The sequence below is a fragment of the Ochrobactrum sp. MYb379 genome (assembly GCF_037479515.1).
In the GTDB taxonomy this organism is placed as follows: domain Bacteria; phylum Pseudomonadota; class Alphaproteobacteria; order Rhizobiales; family Rhizobiaceae; genus Brucella.
Genome location: NZ_JBBGYW010000006.1, coordinates 20,871 through 43,206, shown reverse-complemented (window position 1 = coordinate 43,206; position 22,336 = coordinate 20,871). Strand labels below are relative to the sequence as shown.

The following is a 22,336-nucleotide window of genomic DNA, read 5'->3' as shown; positions in this document are numbered from 1 at the left end:
TCAGGCATCCACCAGCACGGTTGCAAGTTCGTCATGAGCCGATTTAAGGCCGGATTTGATATCCGTTTCTTTCAGCAACATGCGTGATACCCATTTGCGCCAGATGTTCTGGCCTTCAAGCCCACGTTTACCGGGCCAGATGGTTTCGGCAGTTAGTCCATCGGCAAGCTGACCCGCGGCAGGTTTCATGAAGTCGTTAATCAGCGGAATGTCGTGAACGGATGTGTTGAGATAACCAACTTCCGACCAAATTTTCTGACCTTCAGGTGAAGCGCAGAATTCAAGAAACGCAAGCGAAGCCTTGGCCTGCTCGTCATTCTTTGCATAAACAGCGAGGAAGTTTCCGCCGCTGTTCATGTTGCGGCCATGGCCCGGAATGCCAGGGAAACGCGCGGTGATCGCCTTGGCATTCCCAAACGGGAAACTGGCAGCGCGTGTCGAGCTTGTGGTGCAGATCGCAAGCGCGCCAGCTTCAAAAGCGGCATCCTGCTCTTTGCCGCTGACGGGAATCCAAAGCCCCTGATGGGCTGGCTGGCAGAAAAGTTCCATGCCCTTTGCAGCCTCATCGCTGTTAAGCGCAAGCTTGCCTTCGGGATCGATAATGTAGCCACCGGCATTCTGAATGAAGGACTGGCTGGTCCATTCATTGTTGGAAAGAGCCAGTGCCGACCGGTAGGTGGCATGTTTGCCCTTGAGCTTTTCATCAAGCGTGCGGGCAGCCTTATAGAGCCAGTCCGTATCCGGATATTCCGGAAGGTGTGGATCGAGACCGGCTTCCGCCCAAAGAGCGCTGTTGATGAAGGTGATCGGCGTGGACATTGCCCATGGCAGGCCAATCACGGCATCGTCGATGGTGACCAGCGGCATCAGCGAAGGAACGAAGTTCGCAATTATGGCCTTTGCTTTGGTTGAATTGATCTCGTTGAGATCACGGGCACCAAGAGTACGACGTGCGAAATACCCGAACTTCCAGCCCGTTACCATGATTGCTGGTGGCTTGCCTGCAGCGATACCGGCCAGTGCCTTGGCAGTTGCTGTTTCATAATCGCCGTCGAAGCGGTTGGTGACCGTGACGCCGGTCTTCAATGCGTTGAAAGCGTCTACGACTTTCTGAAATGGCTTGTCTGGTCCCCAGATGCTGGAGATTTCAATTTTGGCATCGGCGGAAAATGCCGAAGAAATACCAAAGGTGCTTGTTGCTGCCAATGCAGCGGAGGCTGTCAGAAAACTGCGCCTTGAAAGTTCGACCATGTCCGTCACTCCTGTGTCCGCTTTGGGCACAAACTATCGGGCGTGAATGACATGCGAATTGTGAGTTTCGACCGGCTCTTGCGCTATTTGCCCGTTTGATGACCGTTTTGGTGAAATTTTGTCGTATTATTGTGTTGTGTGATCTGTAGGTCTGCCACGACATAACAATGGAATAATCTTGAAATGGCACAAAGACCACTCCGCCCCTCGGACAGGCAAGATCGGATTCGTGATCACCTGATTAGACTAGGCGATACAACATGCGCAGAGCTGGCTGGCATTTTTGCAGTTTCGGAAGAAACAATAAGGCGTGATTTGGCTTCACTGGAAGAGAGAGGCCAAGGAGCGCATTGCGAGACTTGCACATGGACTGCTTAAGCCCGGCATGTCTGTGTTTTTTAGTGGTGGTTCAACCGCCCTGGCCACCGCGTGGGAGGCGCGTCACGAACCACCGATCATCGCCACATCGTTGATGGTCGATATCATGATCGTCTTGTCGATGGGAGGCCAGACCGACCTGACCCTTTGCGGAGGGCAGTTTGACAAACATTCACGCGCTTCATTCGGCTTTGAGGCGATGGAAATAATTTCGCGCCGCGTATTTGATATAGCTTTCATGGGAGCCAGTGGTTTTGACGTGCAGCGTGGATTGCTCGGGCCGTCGGATCGGCATCTGCAATTGGCACAAGTGGTACGTCGCCAAACAAGGCAATTCATCGTGCTGGCGAGCCATACGGCTTTACAAAAATCAGATAAGTTCTCAATCCTGCCGACATCAGGCATAGATTTGGTGATCACAGACCAGCCGCCGCCCAGCTCTGTTTATGCTGCTTTAGAAAAAGGGGGCGTGAAGGTGCTCTATTAGTCTGGTTTTGGTCTTTTGATCAATTCCTCGACCAGTTCAGCACAATTGAGCTTTCGAACCGACAAAGTGATGATTGGCAATCTTTTTTCGATGAATTCAAAAAATAATACAGTCCAGAATCCAGGCTGAAGCACATCCCGAAAAGTGGGAATGCTCCAGCCTATTGGCCTGTTATGCCGATTTCATCGCCTTCTTGCCAATCATCGCATGGCGAAGTTTCGATGAGAACCAGTCAATCACAGCGACGGCAATCAGGATCATCAGGATCAGGAAGGAAACATCCTGAAGGTTGAGAACCTTGATCTGCTCTGCCAGATGCGCGCCGATGCCACCTGCCCCGACAATACCGATAATTGTCGCTGAACGAGTGTTTGACTCGAAGAAATAAAGCACTTGGCTACCGATCAGCGGCAGAACCTGCGGCAGCACGCCAAAGCGATAGCCGTGCAGCTTACTTCCGCCCGAAGAAACAACACCCTCGACCGGCTTTTTGTCAGCACCTTCAATAGCTTCCGAGAACAACTTGCCGAACGCCCCGAAATCCGAACAGGCAATCGCGAGAATACCCGCAAACGGCCCCAGTCCCACAACCGACACCCAGATCAATGCCCAGATCAGCGTATCGACGCCGCGAATAGCATCAAGAAAGCGACGGATGCCGAAATGCAGGAACACATTCGGGATAATATTCCTGGCAGCCAGAAATCCGAATGGGAAAGCAAGGATCGCCGCCAGTAATGTGCCAAGATAGGCAATCGCTAAAGTTTCGAGCATTGACCAGAGATAAAGGCTGAAGCGTCCACCGGACGATGGCGGCATCATCATCAATGCAAAATCGCCAAGACGACCAAGGCCATTGAGAATACGCAGCAGCGAGAAATCGAGCCAATAGAAGGCGAACCAAACGGAAGCAATTACTACTACGGTAAAGATCGTCAGATTGCACCACGCACGCGCATTTCCAAACAAATCGGCATGTTCGGCACGGAGTTCTTTTTCATGCGCGTGTGCTTCGCGGGAGAGACTTTGTGCAATATCGGTCATAATTCTCTCCTCAACCAACACGGCCCAAAAGCGTATGGCGGATGCGCTGGGTAATCAGGTCGATGATAACGATGGTCACGATAATCAGCAGCAGAATGGCGCTGACATCGCTGTAATAGAATTGGCGGATCGAGGTGATGAGTTCCTGACCGATACCACCAGCGCCCACAAAGCCCATCACCGAAGCGCCGCGCACATTGATTTCAAAGCGCAGCAAGCCATAGGAAGCAAAATTTGCGGCCACTTGCGGCAGCACAGCAAAGCGGATCACCTGAAAACCAGAGCCGCCCGAAGCGCGAATGCCTTCCACCGGACGCATATCAATGTTCTCAACAACTTCGGAGAACAGCTTGCCCAGCGCACCCGTTGTATGAAGCATCAGCGCCAGCACACCCGCCATCGGCCCAAGACCAAAGGCAATAACGAACAGCAAAGCGAAAACGATTTCAGGAACCGTCCGCAGCAATTCCAAACCACGACGAACAACAAACCGAACCTTCGAATTGGGTGCCATATTCGATGACGCGGCAAAACATGCCGCAAAAGCGATCACACCACCAATAAGCGTGGCGAGATAAGCAATCAGCAACGTCTCGAACAGCATCTTGAGCCAGCCGCCGAGGTTCCAATACCAATTGGCCATATCGGCCCCGAAATTGGCAATGGTGAGTTCAGGCAGGATACGCCCAAGATAATTCGTAAAGCGGAAGAGATTTTCGGCCAATGTGCCGGGCCGAACATCGGCAACAACTGAAGCAGCAATGGCGATAACGACAAGAGCGAAGAGCAACCACATACCGTAGAGACGTCGTTTACCGACTTCCCTGCGATAATCGGCAAGCAGGTTTTTTACGCCGTTGCCGTCGAGTGAGGATACCGTCATGCGAGATTCCTTCAGAGCGCATTTCGATCAGATGAAATCAGATCGGCGCTCTAACTGTCTGTTTAACGCGCATCCATCCCGAAAACGGGTTCTCACTGTTTGGCACGCGCTCTAAAAAAATGCCCGGAACGAGATACGTTCCGGGCATTTCAATTGCTCTATAGATTAAGACTTGCGAGCCTTGTCGTTGAACTTGAGCATCTCGATGATTGGCTCGTATTCCTTGGCTTCAGTTCCGACGAACTCAATATCTTTACCGTCAGAAAGGGCATCAAAGCCTGCTTTGTCTTTCTTAGGCATATCAAGGAAAGCCTGCTTGATGTCGACCTGCAGCTGTTCTGGCAAGCTATCGAGGACCGCAAATGGGCCTTCGGGCAGGAAGTCGGACTTGAAGATAACGCGGAAGTCATCCTTGGTCATGACCTTGCCATTGGCATCCTTCAGAACGCCGCGGCTGACCATGCGGGTCAGGTTGGAATCGTCTTCCGAGTTCCATGAGTTTGCTGCAGCGTCTGCTGTGCCCTGTGCAAGTGCAAGCACTGCGTTTTCATGGCTGCCAGCAAAGAAGTTCTTACCAAAGAACGTATCAACGCTATAGCCATCGCGGTTCAGGAAGAAGCGCGGTGCGTTGTTGCCTGAAGTCGAGTTTGGATCAACCAGAGCGATTGACTTGCCCTTAAGGTCGTCCATGGTCTTGTATGGGCTGTCGTTGAGAACATAGACAACCGAATAATAGCCGTTAACGCCGGTGTTGTGGCGCTGATTGACCATAGGAGTGGTTTCAACGCCAGTCATCACAGCGCGGGCATAAGAAGCAGGGCCATAGAATGCGACCTGAATGTTGCCAGCGCGCTGGCCTTCGATCACGGCTGCATAGTCATTTGCAACGCGCAGCGTAACCTTCGTGCCGAGTTCCTTGCCGAGATAAGCAGCGAGCGGCGCGTAACGGTCCGAAGTGGTGGAAGCGTTTTCGGCTGGGATCACACCCAGAACGATTTCTGGGTAGTCCTTGCTCCAGTCAGCAGCCTGAGCTGTGGAAGCGAGCATTGGCAAGGTCAGCGTCGCAGTGAGTGCAGCAGCCGCGAGAAAGTTTCTACGGTTAAGCATAGGTATCTCCTGTTAATCCCCGATTTTAGTAAGGTGTTTTTCCGAAGCTTTATTCGCTCAGGCGGAAATTTGGCGCAGCATGGCTTCAGCCGACTGCGGAACTGGCATTGGCATTGTTTCAGCCTGCTCATCGCTATCGATGACATCATCGGCTTCCATGCCGTAAAGGTCGCGTGACGCCATATCGGTCAACATCGACGGCGTGCCGCGGAAGACGATCTTTCCAGCAGACATGCCAACAAGGCGGTCGCAATAGCTGCGCGCAATATCGAGTGAGTGCAGATTGCAGAGCACCGTGATGCCATATTCGCGGTTGATGCGACGCAGCGCATCCATAACGCTGCGAGTGTTACGCGGATCGAGTGATGCAATCGGCTCATCTGCGAGAATGATGCGCGGTTGTTGAACAAGCGCACGGGCAATCGCCACGCGCTGCTGCTGACCACCTGAAAGCTCGTCTGCGCGATGCGCTGCAAGATGCGCAATATCGAACTGTTGCAGAGCAGAAAGCGCGATCAGGCGCTCCTCGTCACTCCAGATGCGAAGAAGCGATTTTGGCGTCGAAACATAGTTCAGGCGACCCATAAGGACGTTAGTCAAAACATCAAGACGATCAACCAGATTGAAATGCTGAAAAATCATCGCGCATTGTGCGCGCCAATCGCGCAGCCCCGAACCTTTCAGTCCGGTAACGTCGCGACCATCCCAGTGAATTGTTCCCTCAGAAGGCTCAACAAGACGATTAATCATCCGCAACAGCGTCGACTTACCAGCACCCGAGCGCCCAATAATTCCAACAAACGTGCCCGGTTCAATCTCAAGGTCAACGCCCGAAACCGCCACCTTATCATTATAGCGGCGCGTTACGCCTTCCAGTCGAAGCATGAATTAATCTCCATTCATGCTCACTATCGATCCATTCAATGACACAGCAATGAACGGACAATGACGTTTGTGTAAACTTAAAAACCACCCAGATTATTTCATCTAAGTATATGTTTTTAAGCTTATTTCCTTCAAATGATTAATAAAGGCATCTGTGGAAATAGCGACTTCACCCGAATTGTCTATTATAACGACATCGTCTGCACCGTCATCGAAGTTCACTTCGCGCTTAAGTCGCAAGGCGATTTCTTCTCGACTTTCACGTCCGCGCGATGCAAGCCGCTCTGCAAGCACTTCCGGCTTTGCCGAGATGACAACAACCGAACGCTGTCCAAAGAGCGTTCGTATATCGCCAAGCACGCGCCGCGAAACATTTGCAATCACCACGATACCGTCGGCGATTTCATCAATAAGTGACTTCGGCAAACCGTAGCTCAGGCCATGCGCCTGCCAGTGTAGCGCGAAAGCGCCCTCGCCCGCGGCTTCTATAAACGCTGCATCATCCAGACTGTCGTGATCTTCCGTGCCGGGCATTTGCGGACGCGTAATGATCCGGCGCACAAAATGAAACCGCATGTCGCCTGCAAGAGCCACACGCGCTGCATCCATAATCGTGTCTTTGCCGGCCCCGCTGGGGCCGACAACGGCAACGAAACAGCCTTTCGGCGTATCGGATTGCAACTGCATCAAAGCACCCGTTCGCCTTCGCGCCAGACAGTGCGCACCACCGGAATTGCACCTTTCGGCCGCACGCGAACCAGATCGGCACGCTTTCCGATAGCAATTTCGCCGCGATCATCCATAGCCATGGCATTAGCCGGGTTCCTGGTGACGAGGCGCATGGCCTGCGGCAACGAGATCGGACGCTCGCCCGAAGCAAGGCCGAAAGCCGACTGAATGAGGCTGAACGGAATGTAATCTGAGGACAGAATGTCGAGGCTGCCATTATCAACAAGATCGCGTGCAGCAATGTTACCGGAATGCGAGCCACCGCGCACAATATTGGGCGCGCCCATCAGAATGGAAAGGCCTGCACCTTTTGAGGCACTCGCTGCTTCCATCGTGGTCGGAAACTCGGCGATCCGCACACCATGGTCGAGTGATTCATCGACATGCGCGCTGGTCGCATCGTCATGGCTGGCCAGCACGATGCTGCGCGCTGCTGCCAATTCGGCAATGGCGCGACGATGTTTGGCCGAATAGGCGTCCGAATCTGCCATACGTTTCTCACAATGCACCCGGAACTCCTCATCCGTGAGCTTCATCTTGCGCATGTAATAAGTGCGATACGTATTAAGATCCACGAATTGACGCTGTCCCGGTGCATGATCCATCAATGAAGCGAGTTTAACGCGGTCATCGCCTGAAAAAAGCTCGAATGTTTCAAGGCAATCTGCTGAGGATACTTCGCAGCGCAGGTGCAGAAAGTGGTCTGCACGCAGGCGATTTTCGCGAACACCGCTTTCGATGGCGTCCGCAAGCATCCGCATATCCTTGCCCACAAAGTCCCGGTCATAATCGGACCCAACGCGCATCGCATCGAAAACTGTTGTGATGCCCGATGCTGCAACCTGCGCATCATGCGCCTGAACCGCTGCATCGACATTCCAGCGCACCTTTGGACGCGGCGCGTAATGGCTTTCGAGCTGATCGGTATGCAGCTCAATGAGGCCCGGAATGATATAATCGCCATCGATGTCATCGCCTCCGTTGGTATTGCCCTGATCGATGGCGGCAATTTTGCCATCACGGATCAGGATAGAACCGGTAACAATCTCATCAGCAAGCACGATCTGCGCATTTTTCAGAACGGTTTCACTAGCCATTGGACAGCTCTTTCATGACCGCATTCGCATTGGCGGCCGTTTCATATTTCGAGAGGAAAGCTTCGATATCGAGCGCGCGGAAATCATCGAGCGTTTGGCGCAGACGATCATGGCTCCAGTCCCACCAGGCCAGTTGATCCAGACGATTGCCGGTCGCAGCATCGAAGCGTTCGCGGATGAGACGCGCCGGGACACCACCAACAATCGTGTAGGGCGCCACGTCCCTGCTCACGACAGCTCTCACGGCATTGCCGCGACGCCAATCAAAGAACTCCGTCTCATCCTTTTCTTCCGGCCAGTAATCACCGGCGCGATAGGTGAAATGATGCAACGTTGGACGCCATGTCGGATGATTGGTGGCGTTGATACGTACATGGCTGGCGATATTGGAAAACTTACCGATCTCAGCACACCAGATTTCGCAATCGATGCCGAGATAGGAATAGTCGTCCAGCACGGTCTCCGACACACGGCTGCGCGCGCCGATCTCGGTATATCGACCGAGCTTGCTAGCGTTTACTTCAGCCGTTTCGTAAACAAGTGGTTCTACCGAGAGCTTGGTCATGCTGCTGCTCTGGGAGAGAAAGCGGTTACGTCGATAATGCGATCAGCAACCTGTTCACGCACGTCTTCATCATGGAAAATGCCAAGCATTGCGACGCCTTGCGCCTTCTTGGCCTTGATGAGATCAACAACGACTGCTCTGTTTTTGGCATCGAGGGAAGCGGTTGGCTCATCAAGCAGCAACACCGGATGATCCGTGATGAAACCGCGCGCAATATTTACGCGCTGCTGCTCACCGCCGGAGAAGGTTGCAGGTGGCAATGCCCAGAGCCGTTCCGGCAGGTTGAGTTGCGCGAGCAATTCGCTGGCACGATTGCGAGCAGCATCGCGATCAACACCACGCGCCACCAATGGCTCCGCAACGACATCAATTGCCGACACGCGCGGCAATGTGCGCAGGAACTGGCTGACATAACCAATCGTATCACGCCGAACGGCCAGCACTTCGCGTGGATCAGCGGTTGCCAGATCCACCATACGGTGTTCGTGGCGAATGAGGATTGAACCTGCATTCACGGCGTAATTGCCATAGACCATCTTAAGGATGGAGCTTTTACCGGCACCGGAAGGTCCACCAAGCACGGCGCATTCGCCTGCTTCCAGATTGAAGTCCACGCCACTTACGACTGGCAACTGTATGCCACCCTGCAAATGCATTGTGAACGTCTTCGCCAGACCTGACACGGTCAGCGGGGAGGATGTTCTAACTTGTGTCATTTCTCACCTCAGGCATGAAGTTTCGCTAATTTACGAACAACACGCTGCAAACATCTGTTTTAATTTACTAAACCTGCAGAATAGATGACACGAGCAGCTGCGTGTAAGGCGCTTGCGGGTCATCCAGAACGCGGTCGGTGAGGCCCTGTTCGACAATATGGCCGTCTTTCATGACCATGATGCGATGGGACAGAAGACGCGCCACTGCGAGATCGTGGGTCACGATGACAACCGAAAGGCCGAGATCGCTCACCAGACCGCGCAGCAGGTCGAGAAGACGTGCCTGCACGGACACGTCGAGACCGCCGGTCGGTTCATCCATGAAAACAAGACGCGGAGCCGTGACGAGATTGCGCGCAATCTGGAGACGCTGACGCATACCGCCGGAGAAAGCGCGGGGCTCGTCGTCGATGCGGTCAGCAGCGATTTCGACACGTCCGAGCCATTCAGTTGCCGTGTTGCGAATATTGCCATAATGGCGCTCGCCAACAGCCATCAGCCGTTCACCGACATTAGCACCCGCCGAAACGGTCATGCGCAGGCCATCCGAAGGATTCTGATGCACGAAGCCCCAGTCGGTACGCATCAGGAAGCGGCGTTCAGCCTCTCCGACCTTGTAAAGATCGCGGAACTCGCCATCACGCATCCGATATTCCACGCTGCCCGATGTCGGTTCCAGACGTGTCGCTAAGCAATTGAGCAAAGTCGTCTTGCCGGAACCGGATTCACCGACAATGGCCAGCACTTCGCCCGGCCACAGCGAGAAATCGATATCCGAACAACCGCGGCGGCTGCCATAAAACTTCGAGAGATTGCTGACTTTCAGCAGAGGTTCGGCGCTCATTTTAATACTCATTTCAGGGCTCCCCTGGCTGCGGCCTCGTTGTTCGCTGCCAGATGACCAAAGTGGCCATTCGCCTGACGATCTTCACAATAATCGGTGTCGGAGCAGACAAACATCGAGCCGCCACGGTCATCGAGCACGACTTCGTCAAGATAGACGCCGCGTGCGCCACACAATGCGCAAGGCTGTTTGAATTTCTGTACCTCAAATGGATGATCCTCGAAATCGAGGCTCACGACATCCGTATAAGGTGGTACGGCATAGATGCGCTTTTCACGACCGGCACCAAACAGCTGCAAAGCTGGCGACATATGCATCTTTGGATTGTCGAATTTGGGCGTCGGCGACGGTGCCATGACATAGCGCCCTTCGATCATCACCGGATAATCATAGGTCTTGGCAATATGGCCATGGCGCGCGATATCTTCGTAAAGCTTCACATGCATGAGGCCATATTCGGCAAGCGCGTGCATCTTACGCGTTTCGGTTTCACGCGGCTCCAGAAAACGCAGCGGCTCAGGAATGGGCACCTGATAGACAATCACCTGCCCTTCGCTCAGCGGATATTCCGGAATGCGGTGACGTGTCTGGATGATAGTCGCCTCACCCGTATGGGTGGTCACGGCAACATCAGCAGTTTTCTGGAAGAATGCCCGGATGGAAACGGCATTGGTCGTATCATCAGCGCCCTGATCGATAACTTTGAGCACATCATCCTGACCAAGAATTGCCGCCGTCACCTGCACACCGCCTGTGCCCCAGCCATAAGGCATCGGCATTTCACGGCTTGCGAACGGAACCTGATAGCCCGGAATAGCAATGGCTTTCAGGATAGCACGACGGATCATCCGCTTTGTCTGCTCGTCCAGATAGGCGAAATTGTAATTGGCCAGATCGCTCATTCTGCTGCTTCCTTGCCTTCAGCAGTATTGGCTGCTGCATCAGTGCTCTGGTTCTGCGTTTCCTCATACTCCGCACGCATACGGCGGATAAGATCGAGCTCGGCCTGAAAGTCCACATAATGGGGCAATTTCAGATGCTCGACGAAACCTGTCGACTGCACATTATCGGAATGGGAAATGACGAATTCTTCGTCCTGCGCGGGTGCTGTCACATCCGCATCGAATTCGCGGACACGCAGCGCCCGGTCGCAGAGCGACATCGACATGGCTTTGCGCTCGCTTTGTCCGAATACCAGACCATAGCCACGCGTGAACTGTGGTGCCTGCCTGGACGAGCCTTTGAACTGGCTCACCATCTGGCATTCGGTCAGCTGAACACGGCCAAGCGAAACGGCAAAGCCGAGCTCAGGCACATCGAAGTCAACCTCCACCTCACCAATGCGAATTTCACCGACAAATGGATGCGTGTTGCCATAACCGCGCTGCGTGGAATAACCCAGCGCCAGCAGGAAGCCTTCATCACCGCGCGCCAAAGCCTGCAAGCGCAGATCGCGCGGCATCGGGAACGTCCACGGCTCGCGGGTAAGATCGCCCGGCTCATGCCCTTCCGGCATTGCACCATCTTCTTCGATCATGCCGTTGACACCGAGAATATCGGTCACGCGTGGCGTTTCTTCAGGCTCAGTCACACGCACTTCCGGCTCGGGAACACTGACATCACCCGCCAGTTCCGGATCAAGCAGACGATGCGTATAGTCAAATGTCGGTCCCAACAGCTGCCCGCCGGGCAGGTCTTTATAGGTGGCCGAAATGCGACGTTCGATCAGCATATTCGCGGTCTCAAGTGGCAGCGAATAGCCAAAACGCGGCAAGGTGGTGCGGTAGGCACGAACCAGAAATATTGCCTCAATCAGATCGCCACGCGACTGGCGCACGGCAAGTGCTGCGAGTTCCCGGTCATAAAGCGAACCTTCGGCCATGACGCGATCAACGGCGAGACCCAGCTGTTCGGCAATCTGGTCAAGACGCAACGCCGGAACCGAGCGGTCGCCGCGACGGCGATCATCAAGCAGACGGTGGGCATTGCGGATGGCGGTTTCACCGCCCTTTACAGCAACATACATGGATTAGCCCTCAATCTTTTCGACAGCATGATCTTTTCCGAAAACTGGTTCCCACTTTTCGGGATCCTGCGCCAAACTTGCTATACGCGTGGTGCGGGGAAGCGCTGCAACTTTGCCGTCAGCGACGAGCACCAGATCTATGCCCAGCGGAAACAACGCGCCATTTTCACGCCATTGCGCAGCAAAATCCTGCGGCAAACCATCAACGGTCAGCACAGTTTCATTCTTGATGCCCGGGCCTTTGAGGCTGAAACCCTGCCCGCTCGTCAAAGACGAAACCGCCAGAACAACAGTCGTCGAACGATCCGGAAATTCAGGATCTCCCTGCGCGAAGGAAGAAAGTGCCGGCAACGATTGCGCATCCGTTACAAGTGCGAACTGCGCTTTCGACTGATCGCCGACGAGTGGTGCACCGGTATGGAATGTCAGCCATGCCGTTGCGTCCTGATTGGCTGCTATTTCAGCATCGACCCAGACGCTTGCGTCGTGATCAAGAAGCGTTGCTGCAATCAGGCCAAGCTCAGGCGTGAGCGGCTTTGATGGCGCAGCCGCACCAGGCAGCGAATGGATACGACCAGGATTGGCCATTGCGTGCATGAGCGCATGAAACGCCGACTGCGCTTCATTGACTGGATCAGCCAGTCCGCCTTCAAATGCAGAAGAAGAATGGAGCATCAATTGTCTCCCCGAACCATTGTGAAGAAATCGACTTTCGTGGCAGCAGCCTCATTGCGCCGTTTTGCATCCGCAGTATCGACACGACCACGCAATGCATTGAGCACGCTGCTTTCGATTGCATCGCGGGTGGCCTCGTCGAGCCAGAGTGCATCAAACAATGCAGCGAGCTTCGCCTTTTCCTGATCACGTCCCAGCGCATAGGAGTGCCCAACCGAGCCATTCGCCAGACGAACAGTTGCGCGGGTGACGGTTGCCTCGCCAACATTGAACGGGGCACCGCCGCCGCCAATACGACCGCGCATCATAACCAGCCCGGTTTCCGGACCACGCAAAACTTCAAATTCGGGCTTGTCTGCCCAGTTCTGCCAGAACGTCTTCAATTCTTCGCCGCTTGCGCGAGCGAGAAGCGCCATACTGGCCTGACGTGCTGCCTGCGTTGCATCCGGCGCCAAATTGCTTTTAGCGGCGGAGCCACCTCCACTTTCAACTGTGCTGTGCCGGGTAGTATGCCTCGTCGTGTTCATGAGCTTATCCGCCCTATCTAATCCGGTTGACTTGATCGCCTTATTTGTCTATTCATATAGACAACTATACAATACCAGAATGAATACACCCTGCCAATGACAGGACGATGACAATTGACGACAAAGGCGCAGATGAAAAAGAGTGGACGGATTGAGAGAAACAGCGGTGTAGCCATCTGGCGGCAGATTGCCGACGAGATACGCGGCGACATCATGGCCGGGAAACTTGCTACGGGCGCACGCATACCTGCCGAAATGGACCTGGCAGAACGATTTGGCGTCAATCGTCACACCGTGCGCAGCGCAATTGCGGCTCTTACGCAGGAAGGCGTCCTGCGCGCGGAACAAGGACGCGGCACCTTTATCGCCAATGCAAAACGCCTCACCTATCAGATCGGGCGCCGCACGCGTATTTCGCAAGCACTCGCCCCACAAGTGAGCGAAACCCGGGGCATACTGCTCAGCTCTTCTCTGGAAATTGCGACTGCCGACATCGCTCAGGCACTCGGAATGGATATAGGCTCCGAAGCGTTACGGTTAGAGACCATGCACAGCGCTGACGGGCACCCGATCTCAATCGCCACCCACTGGATAGATTCAAATGCTTTCCCGACTTTCACCGAAGATTATGCGGCCAGCGGTTCGATCACTTCAGCATTCAAAGCGGCAGGCGTCAGCGATTATTTCAGAAAATCGACTGTGGTATCCGCCCGCCATGCCGATCCTGACGATCTCAAACACCTCAAATTATCTCCCGGTGCAATCGTGCTGACAGCCCGCGCAATCAATATCGATACCGAGGGAAAGCCCATACAATTTTCTTTGACGCGGTTTTCCGCAGACAGAATGGAATTTGTTATTGAAAGTGATAATGAAAATAACTGAAACTCGGAACTGCCTTTGGCGACATCTTCGAAATACTCACAGAGGCGATGTGGTGTATGCTCTCCGAATGACCGTAATCGATCTCACGTTCGAGCGATCCAAAAATAATCCTTGCATTACCCGGGGTACCCACACGTGAGAATGACGGCGGTGCTCTGGTTCGCCTCGATGTCGTGGGCGACACCCGGGTAGATGTTAACTGGCAGTCCTCTGACCAACTTATCCGCGAAGACGATTGCGTGGCGCATGTCGCCGTACAGATCGCGGCTTACTTTCGCGGAGCGCTTCAAGTTATCAATTTGCCTATCGCTCCCACAGGTAATCCGTTCCTGCAGGATGCATGGTCGCATCTGATGAAAGTGCGCTATGGCACGACCATCACGCATCTCGATCTGGCGCAACGCCTGGACAAGCCGACGTGGGCAAGGGCTATAGTGGTGGGCTGGAGAGGGCTAAAGCAAGCTGGGTCGACGATGAGCAGTCTCTCCTTTTCCAGAGCCGCCGCGATCTTTTGGCGGGCGAAGTATGAACTCCCCGAAAAGCCTCCAATCGTAAGTCGACCCATTTGACGCCATTAATAGCTCCAAACGCGTCTGGAGCGCTTTGAAAAGAGTCATGAATTCTCGCTCTAATCCAAGCGTGTAAAACGAAGCCTCAATACACTTTTGAAAGACATAGCTGAAAAGTGGCCATCGGGACGACGTCATCAAAAGCACGATGCACTTCTTGAAACGTTTCTGATCGAACTGTTCAATTTTTATAGACAGTATGTTTATCGGAATAAAATAAACGTTATGATCGAATATCAAAATTAAGCTGTATGAATATTTCAAATGAACTGAAAAATTCAACGGGCCCTAATGCTACAATCCATTATCATTAAAGTCATTGCATTTCCGCTTCTTCTTGGCGCAATTCTGGCGCTTGCAACTTACCGACTTGAGCAGCAGCGAAATCTGGTCATCGCGTTTCTCGCTCCGTTGTTTGCATGTGTCATCATAATCGTTTTAGACGGTTTTCCAGGCTTTCCACCGGTGAGAGCTGCACATAAATTTCCGTACATACTGTTTGCTGGAGGTTTATTTTTTGCAATTTCCGCAAGGCTGTCTTTTCGTCGAAGTATCATTTATTGGGGCCTGGCTTTTGCATTGACGGTAGCCCTGCCGACCTGGTGGATGGGAAAATCTATTCTGATGAATAACAGTCAAAAAGCGACTGTCGTTACAATTCTCGTTCTTCTAACCGTGGCCGGCGCCTTCCTGTATAGATGTTTTGCAGTAGCTAAGGCAAAGCCTTTGCCCAACGTTCTTCCACAAGCCGTATTTGCCACGTCAGTCGCTGGTGCTTTGATTGCAATACTAGGCGGATATATGGGTATGTTGATGTTCAACGCCGCTCTGTCCGTCATGTTTGGGGGCTATTTATTCGTCTCTTATGTGCGATATCTCAGAAGTGATGCACAGGCTTTTGCGCTTAAAGGACAAGGCGCACTCGCTATAAGTTGGGTCGCTTTTATTGGCGTGCTCGTCACGGGTATTCTTGCACCCAAAGCCTCGGGCTCAGCGCTTATCCTGGCGACCTGCACTCTCACAGCTGTGCCATTGTCATATGTTTACGCACCTGTAGCGGGTCGCGTGCCCTATCTGCTTCGACCACTCCTTTTAGGAGTAATAGTAGCCGTCCCTGCACTTGCAGGTATTCTCGTGGCTGGCATGCAGTTTGCTGGCTGATACGTCCAATCGAAAAGGAAATCCAAATGAAATTTCTTGCGACAACCGCAACTGTTCTCGGGCTGGTAATGGCCGGAAACGCCTTTGCCGCAGACGCTTACGATATTGATCCTACCCATGCATGGGTTAGCTTCAAGACCAACCACAATGGCTGGGCTAATGCACATGGCACATTCAAAGATGTATCTGGTACGATTTCATTTGATAAAGACAACGTTGAGAACAGTTCGATTGACCTGAAAATTCAGGCTGCCAGCATCGATACCAATCATGAGCAGCGTGATACGCACCTCAAGAGCCCTGATTTTTTGAACGCTGAAGAATTTCCAGAAATTACCTACAAGAGCACGAAAATTGAAAAGACCGGCGACAAAACTGCGAAAGTAACCGGCGACTTGTCGATTGCTGGAAATAGTAAGCCTGTTACACTTGAAGTGATCTGGAATGAAGAATCAGGTTTGCCTTGGGATGCCAGTAAAATTAAAACCGGTTTTTCAGCAACCGGTGAGTTCGATGCAACAGAATTCAATATTCCAAAACTAGCTGATTCTGGCCTTGGACCTAACTTCAAGCTCGACATTGATGTTGAAGCTTTGAAGAAGTAACTTTAATTTATGCGTTTAAAATCAGACGTATAGCTGAGCATTTATCAGTCAGCGAGGTATTACTACGTGCCCCTCATCAACATTGATGAGGGATAAGGTCAAAATTTGAAGCACTGCCGGGGCAACTCCCCCGGCAGTGCTTTTTCAATGATTAGTCCACAAGACCCTAGGCAATAACATAGTCACCACGGTCAGGTGACTGACGCGCACCACCTGCAGAAATAACAACATACTGCTTGCCGGTCTCCAGCGAGCGGTAAGTCAATGGCCCACCCTGGCTACCCACGGGCAACCTTGCCTTCCAAACTTCCTTACCTGTCCGCCCGTCATATGCGCGGAGGTAGAAGTGTTGCGTTCCTGCAAAGAACACAAGGCCAGATTGGGTCGCAAGTGTTGGTCCAAGCGTTGGCATACCGATGGCAATGGCAGCCCCATGCGAATACTCATAGGGCCTGGATCCTGAACCGTTCCGACAGGTAGCTGCCAAACAAGCTGATGCGTTTTCAAATCAACTGCCGTGAGTGTACCAATTGGTGGCGCCTGACATGGCACACCAAGAGGCGAGAGAAACTGTTCGCGCGCACCATAGGGTGTGCCAAGCTGAGGAACTACGCCCATTTCGATGCTGTTGCCAGCTTTAACGTGATCACGACGGATCATGTAATTGGCAAGACCAAGACGCATATCATTGACAAACATGTAGCTGGCCGTCGGATCAATAGAGACCGACCCCCAATTCATGCCGCCGAGCGAACCCGGCATTTGCAACGCGCGGTCAAGACCCGGAGGGGTAAAAACACCCTCAGGACGCATACCCTTAAACCGATAGACCAACTCCCGCGAATACGGGTCCTTCATGGGAACGGTCAGCGGAAAGCGAGCGATTAGTTCTCTCGTGGTGGCATTGTCGATGAACGTCGCTGTTGCAACCTGGCTTCCCGCCGTTATTTTCACTTTTATGCGACGATCATTGGTCTGCTTTCAGCATCCGATAATTCCTTTACATGCGGAGGTGGTTACAACAGCCTGAGGTCCGACAAGCTTCCTTATCGGAATCTAGAAAATGGGCCTTCCCCCTTGCTCAAATTCCTGACTATGCTCTCCATGACCCGATGCTGAGTCTGCTTACCGAACCGTGTCTGGCGCTCATCAGATGCAAAGACGTAGCGCACCGCGCTTCAACGATCTGTCCATTGCATTCCTTCACGAGTGCGGTCTGATTGGCCCGCAGTAAGCCGCGAAGGAAGTCTGCATCGTGGGAGGCGATGAACAGAAACCGAGGGCCAATTAGCAAGGCAATATGGCTGCCATTGCTGTCCAGACCATTTTGTCCTGATGACCGGACGATCCGATGTCAGGAGTAGGGGAGCGGAGGCCGGGTTTGCAGTATGCGCCAGTGCATCGTTTTGATCGATGTTTCGACCTCATCATGCCCTGGTAGGGTGTTCAACGTATTGAATATGGCCGACTATTTAGCCACGGCAAGTAGGCCGAGCAGATATTCTGTAAACGTGGCTGGTTCTCCCCCCGACCGCTTCTCCTGATATTTCCTTTCAGCCTTCCCACTTACTCGGCGGAAATCCTCAATCCACCACTCCCGAAACATGTGAATGTCTTCAGGCCATCGCAGGAGATGCGACAGTATAAAGCGCCTCCAGGCTGATCTGCTCTCCCAAGTCCAATCCGCGAGATGACCGTGCCGGTATAGCAGTTCAAGGGTTTCCGCAGCATTGGTGTCCAGCGGCTGGAAATACTTGGTTTCGAAGATCTGCGCGACGGCCGGATCGTGGCCCTCATTTCGTACTGGCGGTTTTAGAACCCTATTGCCTCGGGTGCCATTGCCAGGACGACGTAATAGAGGCCGATAGAAAACCCGGCCGCCATGGCATCGCGCATCATGGTGACGGCCTGCTATTTGCTCAGGGTGATCTCGTAGATGAATGATGTTTTGGGGGCGATCATCTCCGCGAGCTTGTGGATGGCCGCCGCTCGCCCGCCACCGGTCCCGGTGAGCTCCCTGGAGACCTCATCGCATTGATCCAAACGCCGTCGAGCTGCAGCTTGGCATAGGCAGCGGACTTGCCGTACCCGTTGGGGCCGCCCAGAATGATTCAAGATGGCTTAGCCAATGATTACCGCCCCATGGCGGCATGAACACGAATGTCCTCGTGTTTGATTCGATCCTTGACCTTTTTCGCCAGATCCTTGGCGGAGATCGGCAAGCCCAGACGACGGCGCTCGGCAATTGCTTCGCGGCCGATTTCCTTGAGGGCTTCCTCGTTCTCGTCGTACTTCTTCAAAAGCATCGTCGATCTCCTATCAACTCAATATAGCGCGTCCGGCCCGCTGCTGCAAATCAGGGTGTTTCGACTTCGAACGAAAGATAGGGGAAGGTCGTATCGATGGTCGCATAGTGTTTGATCTCATAGGCGGGCAACGTGATCGGGAATGCTCCCGAACCGTCCACGGAGAAGTGCGGCGGCTATGGTTTATACTATTGGGTCCATGGAGGAATTGCGGCCTTTGCGATCAAACTATTTTTTTTAGGCCGCAACGCCATCTTTGCGAAGGCAAAGGAAACTACCAAGCCTGTTTCAATTCCGATACATTACATTTAAACTCTTGTTTTCCAACTAGTTATCATGACGTTGTTAGTTAAGACCTATCTGGTTGTTCGGCTTCGCCTGGGTTGGGATTTTCGGCCAGACAGGTACCAATATTTATTGAGCAGCGAAGGCTGCTGACTTTGCCTCTAAATGCCGCCGATGAAGGGCGCACTTCTGCAATAATATGATGTTCACACTCTGAGGAGTTGGGGCCGATCCTCAATTATCTATAGAAGTGCGATCTCCTTATTTTATTTTGGATGGCATGCGCGACCTAAGCTTTTCCCATCCTTTGAATAATCCACGATTGCTCGTGTTTTCAAAAATCTCGTCTGGTCCATTTGGGTCGAGTATCTCATTTTCGGCCAACCACTCTTCTAACCCCGATAGCTCGGGTAATTCATAAGGAACCAAACTCCGTCCGTTACCACGAAGTTCATCGATAGTAGCAATCAGAGAACCAGTTTCCTTAAGTGTCTGGGATACGACTGTGACATCAACACCGAGATGTTCAGCGAGCAAATCATTTCGAAGGTTGGCTATCTGGGCGCACAGTGGCTTTTCGTCATTCATATCGGTAGAAAAAATAACATCACATTCTGTATCCAACCGCATTGAGCGATTGTTGAAATTTGATGATCCAACACGCAGAACTTCATCGTCCACCACCATAACTTTCGCATGAACATAAATTGGTTCACCACCCTCAGTCTGAGGATGGAACATACGCAAGCGGCGGTTTCGGTCCAGGCGCTGTAGAGCCTCCATTAATTTTGCTCGTGCAGTATTCATTGCTATTGGTTCGAGCCACCCCTCGGCAGAGTGCGGCGTCACAATTATGATTTCAGGAGGATTCTCCTCCAAAAGGCGCTGGGCAATTGCATGGGCTATCTTGCGCGATGCAAAATATTGGCTCTCCGCATAGATCATACGCTTCGCATGACCGATCATATCAAGCCAAGCCGTTTCTATCTCATGAATAGCTTCCTGATTGCTCATCTTAGGAAGGGTCCGAGCAATTCCGAGCTTTAGATCTTGAAACGTCGGATTTAGCTTATGAGGCCAGCAATCGTGGGTTTGCTCGCATGGCTGTAAAGCTTCCTTTGTAGCAGCCTTCCAACGAGCACGCGCCAAATCCCCGATCGCTTTGGCAGCATCTCCATCAAACACGCTGGTAGCATCGTGCCACGGCGTTTGGATGTGGCCGTCAGGACTGGTTCGCCTGGGATCGCCATCTATATGTTCGCGCGTATCCCAGCGCTGCATCGTTAGATCGATGCCGCCGCAAAAGGCAAGACTGTCATCAATGGCAACGATCTTCTGGTGGTGTGATCCTGCAATGGGATGCTTTGCATCCAGCCTCAACGTAATACGAGGGTGTGCCTTCCACCGCAATATCGTCCAGAGCGTGTTACCGCGCAGCATAGCTTTGAACGCACCCGTGTCCCAGCGCAAAAGACGGATTTCCAGTGAAGGTGTGCGATCCGCAAGCCATAAAATGAAATCACCAAGCCGCTCTGGTCCGCCATCAGCGTTATCACCAAACGTGATACGAGTGTCAAAATCCCAGCCGACGAGCATAATTGAACGTTTGGCGTTCAGGAGCGCATTGCGCAGAAATATGAAATAGTCAGCCCCGTCAACAATGAAGGCAAACCGATCCGCACTCTCAATGCGCCAGCAGTTTTCTCCTGGACGCAGCAGTGGATTTTCACGCTTTGAACGCACGAACTGCCTCGACAAGACGCTTCATATCTGTTGGTTTTCCGAGGTTATTGACGGCAGCCAGAACACCATAGCGAGCAAGTTCTGTGTCAGACGTGGCGCTCGTAAGCACGAAAGGAATACCGCGAGATTGCAACTTAAGCGCAACAGGGGTTACTTTCTCCCGACCGAGGTTAAAGTCAAGAACGGCGGCGTAAGGGCTTTCTTGTTCCAGTAAATCTAAGGCGGAGCTGACAGATCCTACCGGACCTAGTACCAGAAACCCTCCGTCCTCAAGTGCCTGCTCAATCTCCATCGCGATAAACATCTCATCTTCCACAACAAGAATGAGGTCTTTGTTTTTGATGTCGTCCACCGTGACTTTATTCATATCCTCACACTGCAATTCTGATCGTGGCGATTAAACCATTCTTCTCGTAGTTTAGTTCCACGGTTCCGCCAGCTTGAGCCGCCGTCGCCTTGATTAAACTCGTGCCGTATCCCGTACGGACAGGCTCCTGAACTGTCGGGCCATTCTCTTCGCGCCAGTGACACACGACGTATGTACGGTCTTTCGGACCAAGCTCCAAGCGCCATGAGATATCGACTTCGCCGTCTGATACAGAAAGAGCCCCGTACTTCACGGCGTTTGTAGTAAGTTCGTGAAAAATCATGCTAACAGGCAGAACTTTTGAAGCTGCTATTTCCACGGATGGACCAACACATCGAATCCGATTTAAGCCTGGTTCGCTAACGGATTGTTTCACCAGCAAGTCAAAATCAGCGGTCTCGTTCGTGGCCGCTATTTCCTGTGCGCGGAACGTCGTTTCCAATCGCCCAAGCAGCACCTGGCGAAATTCGGCCGCCGTTACGTCCTTCACCTCTGTTTGCATTGCGATTGCGCGCACAACGGAGAATAAATTCTTCATCCGATGGCGTGTTTCAGAAATGATAAACTCCATTTCCGCCGTTTGGTGCTGACGCTCTGTCACATCATCGAAGAGAACAAGAACATTTGAACTATTGTCATCAGATTGAACCAAGCGGCGTGCGTCGACCAGAAAGGTGCGAGGACCAATAGACGGAAAATCGTGCTTAACCTCAAATCCAATGACGGCAACCGCTCTGGGAATGACTGCAGCGATCAGATGTCGTAGTTCCGTGATATTCCACTGTCCATCGCCAAGACTAAAGAAGCTCTTATCGAGGATGTCATCCCGCTCCACTTTAAACGTTTTGATGAAAGCATTGTTTGCAGTTATCACGTGCAAATTCTGATTAAGAACCACGATCGGCTGGGTCATCGTATCCACAACGCCCTGTGCTTGCACATGCCCGCTTCTAAGGAGACGGTAAAGATCTTCTAACATAGTGTATCCATAAGTTCCTGACAAAAGCCAAAGCGAGCCACTTCAGCCAATAGGTTTGGAGGTTTCTAGCCTTATCTTAATTAAAGACGGCAAGAAGTTAAGAGTGTTGATCCCGGCGCTATGCGAAATTGCTAATATAAACCGTTGCAACCCCAAAATGGTTGCATGGAATTCAAGGATTTCTGATATTTGAATCAGTTTTGCACTATTTCCCGGCTCGGC

The 22,336-nt window shown here is 52.5% G+C and carries 24 protein-coding genes and 1 pseudogene; 6 read left to right on the top strand and 19 right to left on the bottom strand.

Translation table 11 applies throughout. The features are described from left to right. Complete coding sequence (locus WH356_RS14220) at positions 1 to 1,251, bottom strand: extracellular solute-binding protein (protein ID WP_339511861.1); 1,251 nt, start codon at positions 1,249 to 1,251, stop codon at positions 1 to 3. 183 nt (positions 1,252 to 1,434) lie between these two features. On the opposite strand from WH356_RS14220, the gene WH356_RS24090 reads away from it, so the two are divergent. Both WH356_RS24090 and WH356_RS14215 read left to right on the top strand, forming a co-directional pair. Then, positions 1,435 to 1,629, top strand: coding sequence for a DeoR family transcriptional regulator (locus WH356_RS24090; RefSeq protein ID WP_445253675.1), 195 nt, complete (start codon positions 1,435 to 1,437; stop codon positions 1,627 to 1,629). Further along, positions 1,562 to 2,116: a DeoR/GlpR family DNA-binding transcription regulator gene (locus WH356_RS14215; RefSeq protein WP_339511859.1), complete on the top strand. Its 555-nt coding sequence runs from the start codon at positions 1,562 to 1,564 to the stop codon at positions 2,114 to 2,116. The genes WH356_RS24090 and WH356_RS14215 overlap by 68 nt, the downstream gene beginning before the upstream one ends. 171 nt (positions 2,117 to 2,287) lie before the next feature. Here WH356_RS14215 and phnE (WH356_RS14210) read toward each other — a convergent pair whose 3' ends face one another. The 13 genes from phnE (WH356_RS14210) to phnG form a co-directional block, all read right to left on the bottom strand. Then, the gene (gene phnE, locus WH356_RS14210) at positions 2,288 to 3,160 is read right to left on the bottom strand and encodes a phosphonate ABC transporter, permease protein PhnE (RefSeq protein WP_339511857.1); all 873 of its coding nucleotides are present in this window, start codon (positions 3,158 to 3,160) and stop codon (positions 2,288 to 2,290) included. Between the two features lie 10 nt (positions 3,161 to 3,170). Next, positions 3,171 to 4,043 (bottom strand): phosphonate ABC transporter, permease protein PhnE, encoded by an 873-nt coding sequence (phnE, locus tag WH356_RS14205; RefSeq protein ID WP_339511855.1) that lies wholly within the window; start codon positions 4,041 to 4,043, stop codon positions 3,171 to 3,173. Between the two features lie 165 nt (positions 4,044 to 4,208). Continuing rightward, positions 4,209 to 5,150: a phosphonate ABC transporter substrate-binding protein gene (phnD, locus tag WH356_RS14200; RefSeq protein ID WP_339511853.1), complete on the bottom strand. Its 942-nt coding sequence runs from the start codon at positions 5,148 to 5,150 to the stop codon at positions 4,209 to 4,211. A gap of 57 nt (positions 5,151 to 5,207) precedes the next feature. After that, on the bottom strand, positions 5,208 to 6,035 hold the full coding sequence (phnC, locus tag WH356_RS14195; protein ID WP_339511851.1) for a phosphonate ABC transporter ATP-binding protein: 828 nt from the start codon (positions 6,033 to 6,035) through the stop codon (positions 5,208 to 5,210). A 102-nt stretch (positions 6,036 to 6,137) separates the two neighbouring features. Beyond that, complete coding sequence (gene phnN / locus WH356_RS14190; RefSeq protein WP_339512080.1) at positions 6,138 to 6,716, bottom strand: phosphonate metabolism protein/1,5-bisphosphokinase (PRPP-forming) PhnN; 579 nt, start codon at positions 6,714 to 6,716, stop codon at positions 6,138 to 6,140. Between the two features lie 5 nt (positions 6,717 to 6,721). Then, on the bottom strand, positions 6,722 to 7,861 hold the full coding sequence (locus tag WH356_RS14185) for an alpha-D-ribose 1-methylphosphonate 5-triphosphate diphosphatase (protein ID WP_339511849.1): 1,140 nt from the start codon (positions 7,859 to 7,861) through the stop codon (positions 6,722 to 6,724). Beyond that, positions 7,854 to 8,426, bottom strand: coding sequence for an acetyltransferase (locus tag WH356_RS14180; protein WP_339511847.1), 573 nt, complete (start codon positions 8,424 to 8,426; stop codon positions 7,854 to 7,856). Before WH356_RS14180 ends, WH356_RS14185 begins: the two co-directional genes overlap by 8 nt. Beyond that, positions 8,423 to 9,142 (bottom strand): phosphonate C-P lyase system protein PhnL, encoded by a 720-nt coding sequence (gene phnL, locus WH356_RS14175; protein WP_339511845.1) that lies wholly within the window; start codon positions 9,140 to 9,142, stop codon positions 8,423 to 8,425. The genes WH356_RS14180 and phnL overlap by 4 nt, the downstream gene beginning before the upstream one ends. A 67-nt stretch (positions 9,143 to 9,209) precedes the next feature. Further along, positions 9,210 to 9,986, bottom strand: coding sequence for a phosphonate C-P lyase system protein PhnK (gene phnK / locus WH356_RS14170; protein WP_339511843.1), 777 nt, complete (start codon positions 9,984 to 9,986; stop codon positions 9,210 to 9,212). Positions 9,987 to 9,994: 8 nt separating this feature from the next. Continuing rightward, a complete protein-coding gene (locus tag WH356_RS14165; protein WP_339511841.1) occupies positions 9,995 to 10,888 on the bottom strand; it encodes an alpha-D-ribose 1-methylphosphonate 5-phosphate C-P-lyase PhnJ in 894 nt (297 codons plus the stop codon). Then, positions 10,885 to 12,012 carry a carbon-phosphorus lyase complex subunit PhnI gene (locus tag WH356_RS14160; protein ID WP_339511839.1) on the bottom strand — a complete coding sequence of 376 codons (1,128 nt, stop codon included), beginning with the start codon at positions 12,010 to 12,012 and terminating at the stop codon, positions 10,885 to 10,887. Before WH356_RS14160 ends, WH356_RS14165 begins: the two co-directional genes overlap by 4 nt. 3 nt (positions 12,013 to 12,015) lie before the next feature. Beyond that, positions 12,016 to 12,687: a phosphonate C-P lyase system protein PhnH gene (gene phnH / locus WH356_RS14155; protein WP_339511837.1), complete on the bottom strand. Its 672-nt coding sequence runs from the start codon at positions 12,685 to 12,687 to the stop codon at positions 12,016 to 12,018. Next, positions 12,687 to 13,214: a phosphonate C-P lyase system protein PhnG gene (gene phnG, locus WH356_RS14150; RefSeq protein WP_339511835.1), complete on the bottom strand. Its 528-nt coding sequence runs from the start codon at positions 13,212 to 13,214 to the stop codon at positions 12,687 to 12,689. The genes phnH and phnG overlap by 1 nt, the downstream gene beginning before the upstream one ends. A gap of 132 nt (positions 13,215 to 13,346) precedes the next feature. Here phnG and phnF point away from each other — a divergent pair, with 132 nt between their 5' ends. The 4 genes from phnF to WH356_RS14130 all read left to right on the top strand — a co-directional run bounded on the left by phnF (position 13,347) and on the right by WH356_RS14130 (position 16,434). Then, on the top strand, positions 13,347 to 14,099 hold the full coding sequence (gene phnF / locus WH356_RS14145; protein WP_339512078.1) for a phosphonate metabolism transcriptional regulator PhnF: 753 nt from the start codon (positions 13,347 to 13,349) through the stop codon (positions 14,097 to 14,099). A 340-nt stretch (positions 14,100 to 14,439) separates the two neighbouring features. Next, positions 14,440 to 14,628 carry a hypothetical protein gene (locus WH356_RS14140; RefSeq protein ID WP_339511833.1) on the top strand — a complete coding sequence of 63 codons (189 nt, stop codon included), beginning with the start codon at positions 14,440 to 14,442 and terminating at the stop codon, positions 14,626 to 14,628. A gap of 664 nt (positions 14,629 to 15,292) precedes the next feature. Further along, positions 15,293 to 15,829, top strand: a complete 537-nt coding sequence (locus WH356_RS14135; protein ID WP_339511831.1) for a hypothetical protein — start codon at positions 15,293 to 15,295, stop codon at positions 15,827 to 15,829. Positions 15,830 to 15,897: 68 nt separating this feature from the next. Further along, positions 15,898 to 16,434 (top strand): YceI family protein, encoded by a 537-nt coding sequence (locus WH356_RS14130; protein ID WP_339511829.1) that lies wholly within the window; start codon positions 15,898 to 15,900, stop codon positions 16,432 to 16,434. Between the two features lie 286 nt (positions 16,435 to 16,720). On the opposite strand, the pseudogene WH356_RS24085 reads toward WH356_RS14130, so the two are convergent. From WH356_RS24085 to WH356_RS14100, 5 genes and pseudogenes are all read right to left on the bottom strand, one after another. Then, positions 16,721 to 17,388, bottom strand: a pseudogene (locus WH356_RS24085) (cyclophilin-like fold protein); the annotation flags it as partial. A gap of 1,178 nt (positions 17,389 to 18,566) precedes the next feature. Continuing rightward, positions 18,567 to 18,740: a hypothetical protein gene (locus tag WH356_RS14115; protein ID WP_339511827.1), complete on the bottom strand. Its 174-nt coding sequence runs from the start codon at positions 18,738 to 18,740 to the stop codon at positions 18,567 to 18,569. A 546-nt stretch (positions 18,741 to 19,286) separates the two neighbouring features. Next, the gene (locus WH356_RS14110; RefSeq protein ID WP_339511825.1) at positions 19,287 to 20,768 is read right to left on the bottom strand and encodes a phospholipase D-like domain-containing protein; all 1,482 of its coding nucleotides are present in this window, start codon (positions 20,766 to 20,768) and stop codon (positions 19,287 to 19,289) included. Next, positions 20,752 to 21,135, bottom strand: coding sequence for a response regulator (locus WH356_RS14105; protein ID WP_339511823.1), 384 nt, complete (start codon positions 21,133 to 21,135; stop codon positions 20,752 to 20,754). The genes WH356_RS14110 and WH356_RS14105 overlap by 17 nt, the downstream gene beginning before the upstream one ends. Before the next feature lie 4 nt (positions 21,136 to 21,139). Then, a complete protein-coding gene (locus WH356_RS14100; protein ID WP_339511821.1) occupies positions 21,140 to 22,114 on the bottom strand; it encodes an HWE histidine kinase domain-containing protein in 975 nt (324 codons plus the stop codon). Positions 22,115 to 22,336: the final 222 nt, after the last annotated feature.

Coding starts and splice junctions, on each gene's coding strand:
- phnF (WP_339512078.1), top strand. CDS start 13,347: ATGAAAAAGAGTGGACGGATTGAGAGAAACAGCGGTGTAGCCATCTGG.
- phnG (WP_339511835.1), bottom strand. CDS start 13,214: ATGAACACGACGAGGCATACTACCCGGCACAGCACAGTTGAAAGTGGA.
- WH356_RS14180 (WP_339511847.1), bottom strand. CDS start 8,426: ATGACCAAGCTCTCGGTAGAACCACTTGTTTACGAAACGGCTGAAGTA.
- phnH (WP_339511837.1), bottom strand. CDS start 12,687: ATGCTCCATTCTTCTTCTGCATTTGAAGGCGGACTGGCTGATCCAGTC.
- phnD (WP_339511853.1), bottom strand. CDS start 5,150: ATGCTTAACCGTAGAAACTTTCTCGCGGCTGCTGCACTCACTGCGACG.
- WH356_RS14115 (WP_339511827.1), bottom strand. CDS start 18,740: ATGCTTTTGAAGAAGTACGACGAGAACGAGGAAGCCCTCAAGGAAATC.
- phnL (WP_339511845.1), bottom strand. CDS start 9,142: ATGACACAAGTTAGAACATCCTCCCCGCTGACCGTGTCAGGTCTGGCG.
- phnK (WP_339511843.1), bottom strand. CDS start 9,986: ATGAGCGCCGAACCTCTGCTGAAAGTCAGCAATCTCTCGAAGTTTTAT.
- WH356_RS14185 (WP_339511849.1), bottom strand. CDS start 7,861: ATGGCTAGTGAAACCGTTCTGAAAAATGCGCAGATCGTGCTTGCTGAT.
- WH356_RS14135 (WP_339511831.1), top strand. CDS start 15,293: ATGAATAACAGTCAAAAAGCGACTGTCGTTACAATTCTCGTTCTTCTA.
- WH356_RS14140 (WP_339511833.1), top strand. CDS start 14,440: ATGGTCGCATCTGATGAAAGTGCGCTATGGCACGACCATCACGCATCT.
- phnC (WP_339511851.1), bottom strand. CDS start 6,035: ATGCTTCGACTGGAAGGCGTAACGCGCCGCTATAATGATAAGGTGGCG.
- WH356_RS14100 (WP_339511821.1), bottom strand. CDS start 22,114: ATGTTAGAAGATCTTTACCGTCTCCTTAGAAGCGGGCATGTGCAAGCA.
- WH356_RS14130 (WP_339511829.1), top strand. CDS start 15,898: ATGGCCGGAAACGCCTTTGCCGCAGACGCTTACGATATTGATCCTACC.
- phnE (WP_339511857.1), bottom strand. CDS start 3,160: ATGACCGATATTGCACAAAGTCTCTCCCGCGAAGCACACGCGCATGAA.
- WH356_RS24090 (WP_445253675.1), top strand. CDS start 1,435: ATGGCACAAAGACCACTCCGCCCCTCGGACAGGCAAGATCGGATTCGT.
- WH356_RS14220 (WP_339511861.1), bottom strand. CDS start 1,251: ATGGTCGAACTTTCAAGGCGCAGTTTTCTGACAGCCTCCGCTGCATTG.
- phnE (WP_339511855.1), bottom strand. CDS start 4,043: ATGACGGTATCCTCACTCGACGGCAACGGCGTAAAAAACCTGCTTGCC.
- WH356_RS14165 (WP_339511841.1), bottom strand. CDS start 10,888: ATGAGCGATCTGGCCAATTACAATTTCGCCTATCTGGACGAGCAGACA.
- WH356_RS14105 (WP_339511823.1), bottom strand. CDS start 21,135: ATGAATAAAGTCACGGTGGACGACATCAAAAACAAAGACCTCATTCTT.
- WH356_RS14160 (WP_339511839.1), bottom strand. CDS start 12,012: ATGTATGTTGCTGTAAAGGGCGGTGAAACCGCCATCCGCAATGCCCAC.